The organism is Actinoplanes sp. CA-051413 (genome assembly GCF_050955795.1).
Taxonomy (GTDB): Bacteria; Actinomycetota; Actinomycetes; order Mycobacteriales; family Micromonosporaceae; genus Actinoplanes.
Window position 1 is genome coordinate 933,715 of the sequence record NZ_CP192100.1, and the last position, 14,807, is coordinate 948,521.

Sequence of the window (14,807 nt, forward strand, 5' to 3'; positions counted from 1 at the left end):
TGAGCAAGCGTGCCTGAGTACGACGACGAGACCGCCCTGGCCGCCGACGAGCAGTCCGCGGTCGCGACGGCGGACGATGCCGAGTCGGTCGAGGCCGCCAGCGAAGAGCCAGCCGCCGAGGTGGAAGCCCCGGAGGCTGACGAGAACTACGACCCGGTCGCCGAGCTGCGGCAGAAGCTGCGCTACGCCCCCGGCGACTGGTACGTGGTGCACTCGTACGCCGGTTACGAGAACAAGGTCAAGACCAACCTCGAGACCCGGATCACGAGCCTCGACATGGAGGAGTTCATCTTCCAGGTCGAGGTGCCGACCCGCGAAGAGGTCGAGGTCAAGAACGGCAAGCGCCTCCAGGTGCAGAACAAGGTCTTCCCCGGCTACATCCTGGTCCGGATGGATCTCACCCCCGAGTCGTACTCGTGCGTGCGCAACACGCCCGGTGTGACCGGCTTCGTGGGTGCCACCGACCGGGTGGACCGCCCGGCGCCGCTCTCGCTCGACGAGGTGCTCAAGTGGCTCGCCCCGGCCGTCGAGGCCGAGGAGAAGAAGGCCAAGCCCGAGGTCCGCGTGCTGGACTTCGAGGTCGGCGACTCGGTCACCGTCACGGACGGCGCCTTCGCGTCGCTGCCGGCCTCGATCAGCGAAATCAATGCCGACCAGCAGAAGTTGAAGGTACTGGTCTCCATCTTCGGTCGCGAGACGCCGGTGGAGCTCAACTTCAACCAGGTCGCCAAGATCTAGTTCACAGACGGAAGTCGTGGGAGGGGCGCGAACGGCGCGTCCCGCCATCTACCACAGGAGTAAGAGAGACATGCAGCGCAGCAAGGCGTACCGCAAGGCAGCCGAGCAGATCGACCTCAACGCGCTCTACGCGCCGGCCGAGGCTGTCAAGATCGCCAAGAACGCCAGCCCCACCAAGTTCGACGCCACGGTCGAGGTCGCGATGCGCCTCGGCGTGGACCCCCGCAAGGCCGACCAGATGGTTCGCGGCGTGGTCAACCTGCCGCACGGCACCGGCAAGGTCTCCCGCGTGATCGTCTTCGCCCAGGGCGCCAAGGCCGAGGAGGCCGTCGCGGCCGGCGCCGACGAGGTCGGCACGGACGAACTCGTCGCCCGCATCCAGGGCGGCTGGCTCGACTTCGACGCCGCGATCGCCACCCCGGACCAGATGGCCAAGATCGGCCGGATCGCCCGCATCCTCGGCCCCCGTGGCCTGATGCCGAACCCGAAGACCGGCACGGTCACCATGGACGTGACCAAGGCGATCTCGGACATCAAGGGCGGCAAGATCACGTTCCGGGTGGACAAGCACTCGAACCTGCACCTGATCATCGGCAAGGCCTCGTTCTCCGAGGAGCAGCTGGTGGAGAACTACGGTGCGGTCCTCGACGAGGTCCTGCGGGCCAAGCCGTCCGCGGCCAAGGGCAAGTACCTCCGGAAGGTCACCGTCAGCACCACCATGGGCCCCGGCGTGCCGGTCGACCCGAACGTCGTCAAGAACCTGCGCGGCGACAACGCCGACGCCTGACGTATCCACAGGAAGCCCCCGGGGATCATCCCGGGGGTTTTCTTTGTGCCAAGCTGTCCGGCGTGCGATTCGACCAGGTCTGGTTCCGGTACGCACGCCGGGCCGAGTGGACCCTGCGGACGGTGGACGCCACTGTCGAGCCCGGCTCCACCGTGGTCGTGCTCGGCCGCAACGGCGCCGGCAAGTCGACGCTGCTCCAGCTCGCCGCCGGAGTGCTGCGCCCGGGCCGAGGTGCTGTGCGGGAGAGGCCGCCGGTCGTCGGCTGGGTCCCCGAGCGCTTCCCGGCCGACCAGCCCTTCACCGCCGGGCAATATCTGACGCGGATGGCGGCCCTGCGCGGGCTGCGCGGCACCGCCCGGGTCGAGCACTGGGTCGAGCGCCTCGGCCTCGCCGAGCACCGTCACACCCGGCTGGCCGACCTGTCCAAGGGCACGGCGCAGAAGGTCGGCCTGGCCCAGGCCCTGCTGGTCACTCCCGGCCTGCTGGTGCTGGACGAGCCGTGGGAGGGCCTCGACTCCGTCGCCCGCACGCTGATCCCGCGCATCGTCGGTGAGGTCACCGCGGCCGGGGGAGCGGTGCTGGTCAGCGACCACCGTGGCGAGATCGCCGGCCTGCCGGACGCGGTCCGCTGGACGGTGGCCGACGGCGCCGTCCACGTCGACGCGGCGCCTGACCCGGCCGGTGACCGCGACGAGGTCGTGGCCGACGGTGCCGTCCATCTCGACGCGGCGCCTGACCCGGCCGCTGAACGCGACGAGGTCGTGGCCGACGGTGCCGTCCATCTCGACGCGGCGGCCGACCTGGCCGATGACCGCGACGAGCTCGTGGCCGACCGTGCCGTCTACGTCGACGCGGCGGCCGACCGGATCGGTGATCGCGACGAGGTCGTGGTCGAAGTCGCCGTCCGCCGGGCGAACGCCGACGACACGGTGGCCCGGCTGCGTGCCGACGGTCACCGTGTCCTGGGGATACGCCGACCCGGCGGCGCACCGGCAGACGGGGAGGCGGCCCGGTGATCGCCCTCGTCCGCATGCGCCTCGCCGCCTTCGTGCGCGGTGGTCGCGCCCTCGCCCCGCTGATCGCCGCCCTGGCCCTGCTCGGCGTCATCCACGGCGGCGGCCAGTCACCGGCCGCCCCGGCCTACGGCTACTCAGCCGTGATGCTCTTCCCGGTGCTGGCCTGGCAGGCCAAACTCGTGCTCGACACCGAGCCGGACGGCCAGCGGCGATTGGCCCGCCTGGCCGTCGGCGCCCGCCGCGAGGCAGCAGCCGGATTGCTGGCCGCCACGATCCTGGGCCTGGCGTTCTGCGTCGTGGCCCTGCTCGTGCCGTGGTGGCCGTTCCACGCCATCAGCTCCCCGGAGGCCGGCTCCGCCGAGCCGTCCCTGGCGGCCGGCATCGCGCTCGGCGTCCTGGCTCATCTGCTGGCTGTGCCCGCCGCCGTGGCGCTCGGTGCCCTGGCCAGCCGAGCCGTGACCCGGACGGTCCGTAACGGCCTCATCGTGCTGGTGACCGGTTCCGTGCTGGTGGTCGTGCTCGGCCTGAGCGGCTCGGTCGCCCCGTGGCTGGTGCCGCCGGTGATGGCGACGGCGCGTGCGCTGAGCGCCGACCACCTGCCCGCGGCGGGGACGTTCTGGCTGCTCGCCGGCTGGACGACGCTGTGGTGCGCGGTTGCCTTCGGCGGTTACGGGCGCCTGCGCCGCAGCCGCTCATGACGGTGATTTGGAGGTAGCGCTCGCGCTCGCGTACAGTTTGCCGAGAAGTTCCACCCATAGACCGCTGGTCGTCGCCCTTCCTGTCGTTTGACGGAAGTGGCGGTCGAAGGTCCCGCAGCATTCGGGCGGCCCGCGCAGGGGAGAACGGTTCGTGATCATGTCGACGCGGCAACGTGTCCATGTCCCGCCCCGTGCGCCCTGCGCCGGGGCGTTTCTCGTGCTCGGGCCCGCTGAGAAGTTCCGGCCAGCGGCTGAGCACTGAGAGAGGAGGGACATGGCGGACAAGCCGGTCCGGGCCGACAAGGCCTCTGCCGTCGCCGAGCTCACGGAGAACTTCCGTAACTCCGCGGCCACCCTGCTGACCGAGTACCGCGGCCTCACGGTTTCCGAGATCACCGAGCTGCGGCGCTCGCTGGGCAACGACACCAAGTACTCCGTGTCGAAGAACACGCTCGCCAAGCGGGCGGCGACCGACGCGGGTATCGAGGGCCTCGACACGCTGTTCACCGGTCCTACCGCGCTCGCCTTCGTGGGCGGGGACCCGGTCGAGGCGGCCAAGGGCCTTCGTGCCTTCGCCAAGGCCCACCCCGTCCTGATCATCAAGGGCGGCGTCTTCGAGGGCAAGGCCGTCTCGGCCGAAGAGGTCAGCAAGATCGCCGACCTCGAGTCCCGTGAGGTGCTGCTGGCGAAGCTCGCCGGCGCCATGAAGGGCAACCTGACCAAGGCGGCGGCCACGTTCCAGGCCCCGCTCGTCCAGGTCGCCCGCCTGGCCGCGGCTCTGCAGGACAAGCGCGCACAGGACGGTTCCGCCGAGGCCTGATCGGGCCGCGCGGAAGTTCGACTTTCCATTCACAGAAACAACGAAAGGTTGCCAGACATGGCGAAGCTCAGCACCGACGAGCTGCTTGGCGCGTTCAAGGAAATGACGCTGATCGAGCTGTCCGAGTTCGTGAAGCAGTTCGAAGAGGTCTTCGAGGTCACCGCGGCCGCGCCGGTCGCCGTCGCCGCCGCCGGTGGCGCTGCTGCCCCGGCCGAGGCCGAGGCCGAGAAGGACTCGTTCGACGTCGTCCTCGAGGGTGACGGTGGCAAGAAGATCCAGGTCATCAAGGTCGTGCGTGAGCTGACCGGCCTGGGCCTCAAGGAGGCCAAGGACGCCGTCGAGGCCGCCCCCAAGGCGATCCTCGAGGGTGTCAACAAGGAGAAGGCCGAGGCCGCCAAGGCCAAGCTCGAGGGCGAGGGCGCCAAGGTCACCCTCAAGTGACCTGAGCTCCACCGCTTCACCTCGGCGCAGGCGAGGACCCGCAAGGGTCCTCGCCTGCCCCGTTTCCGGACGATGAAATCCCTGGTCAGAGGCGGTTTCGCCGGCCGTCGGATGGCTGACGGACAAATGTGGCCAGCCCCCGCTTTTCGTACGCTAAAGTCGCTATGCCGCGTCCGGTGGACGACGGCGCAGGACCGACCCGTGGCCGAACCCTTGACTGTGTGTCCGCTGACAGGCACGCTGACATCAGCAAGTTTCCGCGCTTGCGACAGCCGTCCTGTGGGTACACCCGCTTCAACCGGGTTCTCGCAGACCGGCACCCGAGGGAGAGACGCCGCGTTCCGAGCGGCCCCGCACGAGGCACTGACCATGAAGGCGCAGGTCAGAGGCCGCGGGGACACCGTTCCGCAGGCCCCCTCCGGTGTGGGCTGGACAGCGGTTAGCCGAGCGGCTACACTGCTAGTTTGCGCTGCCTTCTGTCATGAGCCCTGCAGGAACATCGATCCGGATGATTTCCTGGGGGTTCATTGGAGTGCACGCACACAAGTGACGCAGACAGTTGCATCAGCAGCTCAGCCGCATCAGCAGCACCGGTCCTCGGAAGGACGCATCTTGGCAGCTTCCCGCCCTGCGAAGACCAGTCGTACGTCGAGCGCTTACGCTCCCCGCCGTATCTCGTTCGGCAGGATCGATGAGCAACTCGAAGTCCCCAACCTCCTCGCCCTCCAGACGGAGTCCTTCGACTGGTTGGTCGGGAACGAGGCTTGGCAGACGCGCTCTACGGACGATCCACATGCCCACTCGGGCCTCGCAGAGATCCTCGAAGAGATCAGTCCCATTGAGGACTTCTCCGGCACCATGTCGCTGTCCTTCTCAGCGCCGCGCTTCGACGAGGTCAAGGCCTCTATCGAAGAGTGCAAGGAGAAGGACCTGACGTACTGCGCACCGCTGTTCGTGACCGCGGAGTTCACCAACAACACCACTGGCGAGATCAAGAGCCAGACGGTGTTCATGGGTGACTTCCCGATGATGACCCCCAAGGGGACGTTCGTCATCAACGGCACCGAGCGCGTCGTGGTGAGTCAGCTCGTCCGCTCGCCGGGCGTGTACTTCACCAAGGAGCCGGACAAGACCTCCGACCGTGACCTCTCCAGCGTCAAGGTCATTCCGAGCCGGGGTGCCTGGCTCGAGTTCGACATCGACAAGCGCGACACCGTCGGTGTCCGCATCGACCGCAAGCGCCGGCAGGCCGTCACCGTCCTGCTGAAGGCGATCGGTTGGTCGGCGGACCAGATCCGGGAGCGGTTCGGCTGGTCCGAGCTGCTCATGACGACGCTCGAGAAGGACCACATCGGCGGGCAGGACGAGGCCCTGCTCGACATCTACCGCAAGCTCCGTCCCGGCGAGCCCCCGACGCGTGAGAACGCGCAGACCCTGCTCGACAACCTCTTCTTCAACCCGAAGAGGTACGACGTCGCCAAGGTCGGCCGGTACAAGTTCAACAAGAAGCTCGAGATCGACGTCCCGATCGTCCGGGGCACGCTGACCGAGGAAGACATCGTCAAGACCGTGGACTACCTCTGCCGGCTGCACGCCGGTGAGGAGGGCTACGAGGCCGACGACATCGACCACTTCGGCAACCGGCGCCTGCGCACCGTGGGCGAGCTCATCCAGAACCAGGTCCGCGTGGGCCTGTCCCGGATGGAGCGCGTCGTCCGCGAGCGCATGACGACCCAGGACGTCGAGGCGATCACGCCGCAGACCCTGATCAACATCCGCCCCGTGGTGGCGGCGATCAAGGAGTTCTTCGGCACGTCGCAGCTGTCGCAGTTCATGGACCAGACCAACCCGCTGGCGGGCCTGACCCACCGGCGCCGGCTGAGCGCGCTCGGCCCCGGTGGTCTGTCCCGTGAGCGGGCGGGCTTCGAGGTCCGTGACGTGCACCCGTCCCACTATGGCCGGATGTGCCCGATCGAGACGCCGGAAGGCCCGAACATCGGCCTGATCGGTGCCCTCTCGACGTTCGCGCGGGTCAACCCGTTCGGATTCATCGAGACCCCGTACCGCAAGGTGGAGAACGGCCGGGTCACCGACCAGGTCGACTACCTCACCGCGGACGAGGAGGACCGCTTCGTCAAGGCGCAGGCCAACGCGACGCTGGCGTCCGACGGCACCTTCGCGCAGGATCGCGTCCTGGTCCGCCGTAAGGGCGGTGAGGTCGACTACGTGCCCGGCACCGAGGTCGACTACATGGACGTCTCGCCGCGGCAGATGACCTCGGTCGCGACGGCGATGATCCCGTTCCTCGAGCACGACGACGCCAACCGCGCCCTGATGGGTGCGAACATGCAGCGTCAGGCCGTTCCGCTGGTCAAGGCCGAGGCGCCGCTGGTCGGCACGGGCATGGAATACCGTGCCGCGGTCGACGCCGGTGACGTGGTCGTGGCCGAGGTCGGCGGTCTGGTCGAGGACCTGTGCGCCGACTACGTGACGGTGCACCAGGACGACGGCCACCGCCGGACCTACCTGCTGCACAAGTTCCGTCGCAGCAACGCCGGCTCCTGCGTCAACCAGAAGCCCGTCGTCTTCGAAGGCGACCGGGTCGAGGCCGGCCAGGTCATCGCCGACGGTCCGTGCACCGACGAAGGGGAGATGGCCCTCGGCCGGAACCTGCTCGTCGCGTTCATGTGCTGGGAAGGCCACAACTACGAGGACGCGATCATCCTGTCGCAGCGCCTCGTGCAGCAGGACGTCCTCACCTCGATCCACATCGAGGAGCACGAGGTCGACGCCCGCGACACCAAGCTCGGCCCGGAAGAGATCACCCGCGACATCCCCAACGTCAGCGAGGAAATGCTCGCCGACCTGGACGAGCGCGGCATCATCCGGATCGGTGCCGAGGTCGTGCCCGGCGACATCCTGGTCGGCAAGGTCACGCCCAAGGGCGAGACCGAGCTGACCCCGGAGGAGCGGCTGCTGCGCGCGATCTTCGGTGAGAAGGCCCGGGAGGTCCGGGACACCTCGCTCAAGGTGCCGCACGGCGAGACCGGCACGGTCATCGGTGTCCGCACGTTCTCGCGGGAGGACGGCGACGAGCTGCCCCCCGGCGTGAACGAGCTGGTCCGGGTGTACGTCGCCCAGAAGCGCAAGATCCAGGACGGTGACAAGCTCGCCGGACGCCACGGCAACAAGGGCGTCATCTCCAAGATCCTGCCGATCGAGGACATGCCGTTCCTGGAGGACGGCACCCCGGTCGACATCGTGCTCAACCCGCTGGGTGTGCCCTCGCGCATGAACATCGGCCAGGTCCTGGAGACCCACCTCGGGTGGATCGCCAAGACGGGCTGGGAGGTCGAGGGCGAGGACGCCGACTGGAAGCGCCAGCTGCGCGCCATCGAGGCCCACGAGTCGCCGAAGGACAGCAACGTGGCGACCCCGGTCTTCGACGGAGCCCAGGAGGACGAGATCAAGGGCCTGCTGGAGTCGACCCTGCTCAACCGCGACGGTAAGCGGCTGGTCAACGGCGACGGCAAGGCGCAGCTCTTCGACGGTCGTTCCGGTGAACCGCTGCCGGACCCGATCTCGGTGGGCTACGTCTACATCCTGAAGCTCAACCACCTGGTCGACGACAAGATCCACGCGCGGTCCACCGGCCCGTACTCGATGATCACGCAGCAGCCGCTGGGTGGTAAGGCGCAGTTCGGTGGCCAGCGCTTCGGTGAGATGGAGTGCTGGGCGATGCAGGCCTACGGTGCGGCCTACGCACTGCAGGAACTGCTCACCATCAAGTCCGACGACGTACTCGGCCGCGTGAAGGTCTACGAGGCGATCGTCAAGGGCGAGAACATCCCGGAGCCGGGAATCCCCGAGTCCTTCAAGGTGCTTCTCAAGGAGCTCCAGTCGCTGTGCCTGAACGTCGAGGTGCTCTCCAGCGACGGTGTTGCCCTGGAGATGCGCGAGACGGACGACGAGGTCTTCCGGGCCGCGGAAGAACTCGGCATCGACCTGTCCCGGCGCCCGAACGAGGGCGTCAGCAGCGTCGAAGAGATCTGACGGAGAGCGTCCCCGGCGGTCCGGCCCACTGCAAGGTGAGCCGAGCGCCGGGGACGCCCCCGCCGGCCTGGAATTTATCCGAGCAACGAAACACGAGGGATAGTCCAAGTGCTCGACGTCAACTTCTTCGACGAGTTGCGTATCGGCCTTGCTACCGCTGACGACATCCGGCAGTGGTCTCACGGCGAGGTCAAGAAGCCCGAGACGATCAACTACCGCACGCTCAAGCCCGAGAAGGACGGACTCTTCTGCGAGAAGATCTTCGGCCCTCAGCGGGACTGGGAGTGCTACTGCGGCAAGTACAAGCGGGTCCGGTTCAAGGGCATCATCTGTGAGCGCTGCGGCGTCGAGGTGACCCGGTCCAAGGTCCGTCGTGAGCGCATGGGTCACATCGAGCTGGCCGCGTCGGTCACGCACATCTGGTACTTCAAGGGTGTGCCGAGCCGGCTGGGCTACCTGCTCGACCTGGCGCCCAAGGATCTCGAGAAGATCATCTACTTCGCCTCGTACGTGATCACGAGCGTGGACGCCGAAGCGCGTCACCGCGACATGTCCACGGTCGAGAACGAGATCTTCGCCGAGAAGCGGCAGTCCGAGAACAGCCGCGACTCCGAGATCGAGAAGCGCGCCGGCAAGCTCGAGCAGGACCTTGCCGAGCTGGAGGCCGAGGGGGCCAAGGCGGACGTGCGCCGCAAGGTCAAGGAGGCCGGCGAACGCGAGATGCGCCAGATCCGTGACAAGGCGCAGCGCGAGATCGACCGCCTGGACGAGGTGCTCGACACCTTCCGCAAGCTCGACAGCAAGCAGCTGGTCACCGACGAGCTGCTCTACCGCGAGCTGCGCGACCGCTTCGGTGAGTACTTCACCGGTGGCATGGGTGCCGAGGCGATCAAGGCGCTGCTGCAGAACATGGACCTCGACGCCGAGGCCGAGTCGCTGCGCGAGACCATTCGCAGCGGCAAGGGCCAGCGGAAGATCCGTGCGCTCAAGCGCCTCAAGGTCGTCGCGGCGTTCCTGAACACCCGCAACTCGCCGCTCGGCATGGTCCTGGACTGCGTCCCGGTCATCCCGCCGGACCTGCGCCCGATGGTGCAGCTCGACGGTGGCCGCTTCGCCACGTCCGACCTGAACGACCTCTACCGCCGTGTGATCAACCGGAACAACCGGCTCAAGCGGCTGATCGACCTCGGCGCCCCCGAGATCATCGTCAACAACGAGAAGCGGATGCTGCAGGAGGCCGTCGACGCACTGTTCGACAACGGCCGCCGCGGCCGGCCGGTCACCGGCCCGGGTAACCGTCCGCTGAAGTCGCTGTCCGACATGCTCAAGGGCAAGCAGGGCCGGTTCCGTCAGAACCTGCTCGGCAAGCGCGTCGACTACTCCGGCCGTTCCGTCATCGTCGTCGGCCCCCGGCTCAAGCTGCACCAGTGCGGCCTGCCGAAGCAGATGGCGCTGGAGCTGTTCAAGCCGTTCGTGATGAAGCGCCTGGTGGACCTCAACCACGCGCAGAACATCAAGTCGGCCAAGCGCATGGTCGAGCGGCAGCGCGCGGTCGTGTGGGACGTCCTCGAAGAGGTCATCAGCGAGCACCCGGTGCTGCTGAACCGCGCACCGACGCTGCACCGCCTGGGCATCCAGGCCTTCGAGCCGCAGCTGGTCGAGGGCAAGGCGATCCAGATCCACCCGCTCGTCTGTACGGCGTTCAACGCCGACTTCGACGGTGACCAGATGGCGGTGCACGTGCCGCTGTCGGCCGAGGCGCAGGCCGAGGCCCGGATCCTGATGCTGTCGTCGAACAACATCCTCAAGCCGGCCGACGGCAAGCCCGTCACCATGCCCACCCAGGACATGGTCATCGGCCTCTACTACCTGACGCACCTCACCAAGGGTGCGAAGGGTGAGGGCCGGGTTTTCAGCTCGGACGCCGAGGCACGGATGGCGTTCGACAACGGCGAGCTGCACCTGCAGGCGCTCGTGAAGATCCGCCTGCCCGAGGTGCTCGAGGTCGACAACGGCGCCGGCGCCCCCACCTGGGAGCGTCCGGAGGGCTGGGAGTCGGGCGACAAGCTGACCGTGGAGACCACCCTGGGACGGGTGCTCTTCAACGAGACGCTGCCGCCGGGCTACCGCTACGTCAACTACGAGATCCGCAAGGGTCAGCTCTCCGCGATCGTCAACGACCTCGCCGAGCGCTTCCCCAAGGTCGCCCTGGCGGCGACCCTGGACGCGCTCAAGGAGGCCGGTTTCCACTGGGCCACCTGGTCCGGTGTGACGATCGGTATGGGCGACGTCGTCGCCCCGCCGCGCAAGCCGGAGATCATCGCCCGCTACCAGGGTGAGGCCGACCGGATCGACAAGCAGTACCAGCGTGGCCTGATGACCGCCGAGGAACGTCGCGGCGAGCTCATCGACATCTGGACCAACGCGACCAAGGACATCTCGAAGGAGATGGAGACGGCGCTGCCGCAGGAGAACCCGCTCTGGGTCATGATCAACTCCGGCGCCCGCGGTAACCTCCTCCAGCTCCGGCAGATCGCCGCGATCCGTGGTCTGGTGGCCAACCCCAAGGGCGAGATCATCCCGCGCCCGATCACCTCGTCGTACCGCGAGGGTCTGACCGTGCTGGAGTACTTCATCTCCACGCACGGTGCCCGTAAGGGTCTGGCCGACACCGCGCTGCGTACCGCCGACTCGGGTTACCTGACCCGGCGTCTGGTGGACGTCTCGCAGGACGTCATCATCCGCGAGGAGGACTGCGGCACCGACCGCGCGATCCCGATGCAGGTGGCGGACCGCGAGCCGGACGGCACCCTCGCCGTGCACACGCACGCCGAAACCGGCGTGCACGCCCGGACGCTGGCCGACGACATCGACGACGCCCAGGGCAACCGGGTGGTGTCGCGTGGCGACGACCTCAACTCGATCATGGTCGACAAGCTGGTCGCGGCCGGCGTGGAGACGGTCCGGGTGCGCAGCGTCCTGACCTGTGAGTCGAAGCTGGGTGTGTGTGCGGCCTGCTACGGCCGTTCGCTGCCGACCGGCAAGGCGGTCGACATCGGCGAGGCCGTCGGCATCATCGCGGCCCAGTCCATCGGTGAGCCCGGCACGCAGCTGACGATGCGTACCTTCCACACCGGTGGTGTCGCGGGTGAGGACATCACCCAGGGTCTGCCGCGTGTGCAGGAGATCTTCGAGGCCCGCGTGCCGAAGGGCAAGGCGCCCATCGCCGACACCCCCGGCCGTATCCGCATCGAGGACGGCGAGCGTTCGCGGAAGATCATCGTGATCCCGGACGACGGCAGCGAGGAGATCGTGTACGACAAGATCTCCAAGCGCGTCAAGCTGCGGGCCCACGACGGCGACCACGTGGCGGTCGGCGAGAAGCTCACCGAGGGCACCATCGATCCGCACGAGCTGCTGCGCATCATGGGCCCGCGGGCGGTCCAGGTCCACCTGACCAGTGAGGTCCAGGAGGTCTACCGCTCGCAGGGTGTGCTCATCCACGACAAGCACATCGAGATCATCATCCGCCAGATGCTCAAGCGGGTCACGGTCATCGATTCCGGCGCGACCGAGTTCCTGCCGGGCGTGCTGGTCGACCGGGCGCTCTTCGAGTCGGAGAACCGCCGGCTCGTGGGCGAGGGTGGCGAGCCCGCCGCCGGTCGTCCGGTGCTGATGGGTATCACCAAGGCCTCGCTGGCGACCGACTCCTGGCTCTCGGCGGCCTCCTTCCAGGAGACCACCCGGGTGCTCACCGACGCTGCGATCAACTCGCGCAGCGACTCGCTGGTGGGCCTCAAGGAGAACGTCATCATCGGCAAGCTCATCCCGGCCGGTACCGGTATCTCCAAGTACCGCAACATCCGGGTCGAGCCGACCGAGGAGGCCAAGGCGAAGGTGTACTCGATGACCGGGTACCCCGAGACCGACTACGGCTTCGGGCCGGCCAGCGGGCAGGCTGTGCCGCTGGACGACTTCGACTTCGGGTCGTACCGCTAAGGGTTCTGCTCTCCACCGCTGGGCGGTCGCGCTTCGATGCGCGGCCGCCCTTCGGCGTTCCTAAGATGAAGGGGTGACGTATCCCGCGATGACCGCACCCACCCGGCACCCGATGGATCCCGAACCGGCGCCGTCGACCAAGGCCCGGGCGGTCTTCGCGCTGGGGGTCGTGGCATTGCTGACCGGGGCGCTGGTCGGCGGCGTGATTCCCGCCACGGTCGCCCTGATCCTGGCCCGGCAGGTCCGCCGCCAGGCCTACGCCGCCGGCGGCTATCTCCTCGGGGCCGCCTGGGTCCGCCGCGGGGAGCGGCTGGCCTGGGCCGGGATCGTGCTGGCGCTGACCGCGCTGGTCGTCGCGTCGATCGCCGGCCTGCTGCACCTGGCCGGCACGGCCGGCGGCCAGGACTTCGACTCCAACACCGACTGAGCGCCCGGTAGCGGCCCCAGGGCTGCGCCGGACCACGTTCGGGTGACATGCTCGAAGATCCAGGGGTACGCGGCGAGAGGGACGGTCCGGTGACGCAGCAACCAGGTTCGTGGCCACCGGCCGGACAGCCGGTGTCGATGGCCGGCCCGCCCCCGCCGGTGCTGCTGCCCAAGCCGAGCGAGGCGTGGACCCCGGAACGCGTCGAGCCGGTCGCCGGCACCGAGTTCGCCCTGGTCCAGTTGCGGGTGGCGCCGATCACGTCCGGTCTGGCCACCGGCTCGCTCATCGCCGGCATCGGCGCGATCATGATCTCCACACTGGTGCTCTGCTTCGGCCTGCTCGGCCAGTCCGAGGGCTGGGGTGCCGTGGTGGCGGGCGCGTTTGCGCTGCTGGGAGTGCTGGTCGGCGGGGGCGCGGTGGGTGTCGGGCTGGCCGCCCGGCGCCAGATCAAGCGTTCCGGGCAGGACGGCAAGGTCCGTTTCGTGGGCCGGGGCGTGGCCACCGCGGGGATCTCCTGTGGTGCCGCGGGGCTGGGAATTGCGGCGCTGACGCTGCTGTTGGTAGTGGTGTTGCAGTTCTCGTGAGGCCTTGTGACGCCGGATCCGACACCGAGGCGTCGGCACGCCGAGGCACCCGGTACACTTGTTAGCTGGAGATGTCCATCAGGGGAAACAGTTCTCGTTTTGACCTGTGTCCCTGTGGTGGGTACTCTTTCCCCTCGTGCCCGGGCTAGCCCGGGCAACTCGTGCGTGCGCCCGAGTCTGTAGTAACCGACGGGGCAGTGGCACGACAGGGTTACAGCCCTGACAAAGACAGAATCCGCAGCGTGCGTCAAGCGCGCGGCGGGACCGTGAGCCGGACGACACGCCCGACCGCGGGTGCCGGGGATCCAAACGGGATCTCTCGGTGCACAAGGCAGAACGAAGACGGTGCGGCCGCTGAAGGGCGGCCGAAGGGAGCGGAGAAACCCGGTGCCCACGATCCAGCAGCTGGTCCGAAAGGGCCGCCAGGCGAAGACGAGCAAGACCAAGACGCCGGCGCTGAAGGGAAGCCCTCAGCGGCGCGGCGTGTGCACGCGCGTGTACACCACTACCCCCAAGAAGCCGAACTCTGCGCTGCGCAAGGTCGCTCGTGTGAAGCTCAGCAGCCAGATCGAGGTGACGGCGTACATCCCGGGCGTCGGCCACAACCTGCAGGAGCACTCGATCGTGCTCGTGCGTGGCGGTCGTGTGAAGGACCTCCCGGGCGTCCGCTACAAGATCGTCCGCGGTTCGCTGGACACCCAGGGTGTCCGCAACCGCAAGCAGGCCCGCAGCCGTTACGGCGCGAAGAAGGAGAAGAGCTGACATGCCCCGTAAAGGCCCAGCGCCGAAACACCCGCTGGTAGCGGACCCGGTCTACAACTCGCCGCTGGTCACCCAGCTGGTGAACAAGATCCTGGTCGGCGGCAAGCGTCAGCTCGCCGAGCGCATCGTCTACGGCGCCCTCGAGGGCTGCCGCGAGAAGAGCGGCACCGACCCGGTGGTCACGCTCAAACGAGCCATGGACAACGTCAAGCCGACCCTCGAGGTCCGCAGCCGCCGCGTCGGTGGCGCGACCTACCAGGTGCCGGTCGAGGTGCGCACCCCGCGCCAGACCACCCTCGGTCTGCGCTGGCTGGTCCAGTACTCCAAGGCCCGCCGCGAGAAGACCATGATCGAGCGGCTGCAGAACGAGCTGCTCGACGCCAGCAACGGCCTCGGCGCAGCTGTGAAGCGGCGCGAGGACACCCACAAGATGGCGGAGTCCAACAAGGCCTTCGCGCACTACCGCTGGTAAGACCCGCTGC

12 protein-coding genes are annotated in these 14,807 nt (G+C 68.2%); all 12 read left to right on the top strand.

The genetic code is table 11. The features are described from left to right. Window positions 1-9: 9 nt before the first annotated feature. Window positions 10-738 carry a transcription termination/antitermination protein NusG gene (nusG, locus tag ACQP2Y_RS04440; RefSeq protein ID WP_360813668.1) on the top strand — a complete coding sequence of 243 codons (729 nt, stop codon included), beginning with the start codon at window positions 10-12 and terminating at the stop codon, window positions 736-738. A 70-nt stretch (window positions 739-808) separates the two neighbouring features. Continuing rightward, window positions 809-1,525, top strand: a complete 717-nt coding sequence (rplA, locus tag ACQP2Y_RS04445; RefSeq protein ID WP_433724835.1) for a 50S ribosomal protein L1 — start codon at window positions 809-811, stop codon at window positions 1,523-1,525. Between the two features lie 62 nt (window positions 1,526-1,587). Further along, on the top strand, window positions 1,588-2,541 hold the full coding sequence (locus ACQP2Y_RS04450) for an ATP-binding cassette domain-containing protein (protein ID WP_433724837.1): 954 nt from the start codon (window positions 1,588-1,590) through the stop codon (window positions 2,539-2,541). Beyond that, the gene (locus ACQP2Y_RS04455; protein ID WP_433724839.1) at window positions 2,538-3,239 is read left to right on the top strand and encodes a hypothetical protein; all 702 of its coding nucleotides are present in this window, start codon (window positions 2,538-2,540) and stop codon (window positions 3,237-3,239) included. Before ACQP2Y_RS04450 ends, ACQP2Y_RS04455 begins: the two co-directional genes overlap by 4 nt. A gap of 274 nt (window positions 3,240-3,513) precedes the next feature. Continuing rightward, window positions 3,514-4,059 carry a 50S ribosomal protein L10 gene (gene rplJ / locus ACQP2Y_RS04460; RefSeq protein WP_433724841.1) on the top strand — a complete coding sequence of 182 codons (546 nt, stop codon included), beginning with the start codon at window positions 3,514-3,516 and terminating at the stop codon, window positions 4,057-4,059. 57 nt (window positions 4,060-4,116) lie between these two features. Then, a complete protein-coding gene (gene rplL / locus ACQP2Y_RS04465) occupies window positions 4,117-4,500 on the top strand; it encodes a 50S ribosomal protein L7/L12 (RefSeq protein ID WP_360227878.1) in 384 nt (127 codons plus the stop codon). A 612-nt stretch (window positions 4,501-5,112) separates the two neighbouring features. Further along, complete coding sequence (locus tag ACQP2Y_RS04470) at window positions 5,113-8,553, top strand: DNA-directed RNA polymerase subunit beta (RefSeq protein WP_433724843.1); 3,441 nt, start codon at window positions 5,113-5,115, stop codon at window positions 8,551-8,553. 108 nt (window positions 8,554-8,661) lie between these two features. After that, window positions 8,662-12,552, top strand: coding sequence for a DNA-directed RNA polymerase subunit beta' (locus ACQP2Y_RS04475; RefSeq protein ID WP_433724845.1), 3,891 nt, complete (start codon window positions 8,662-8,664; stop codon window positions 12,550-12,552). Window positions 12,553-12,664: 112 nt separating this feature from the next. After that, window positions 12,665-12,979: a hypothetical protein gene (locus ACQP2Y_RS04480; protein WP_433731742.1), complete on the top strand. Its 315-nt coding sequence runs from the start codon at window positions 12,665-12,667 to the stop codon at window positions 12,977-12,979. Window positions 12,980-13,068: 89 nt separating this feature from the next. Then, window positions 13,069-13,563: a hypothetical protein gene (locus ACQP2Y_RS04485; RefSeq protein WP_360551798.1), complete on the top strand. Its 495-nt coding sequence runs from the start codon at window positions 13,069-13,071 to the stop codon at window positions 13,561-13,563. A gap of 387 nt (window positions 13,564-13,950) precedes the next feature. Further along, a complete protein-coding gene (rpsL, locus tag ACQP2Y_RS04490) occupies window positions 13,951-14,325 on the top strand; it encodes a 30S ribosomal protein S12 (protein ID WP_014440718.1) in 375 nt (124 codons plus the stop codon). A gap of 1 nt (window position 14,326) precedes the next feature. Continuing rightward, on the top strand, window positions 14,327-14,797 hold the full coding sequence (gene rpsG / locus ACQP2Y_RS04495) for a 30S ribosomal protein S7 (RefSeq protein ID WP_125812313.1): 471 nt from the start codon (window positions 14,327-14,329) through the stop codon (window positions 14,795-14,797). Window positions 14,798-14,807: the final 10 nt, after the last annotated feature.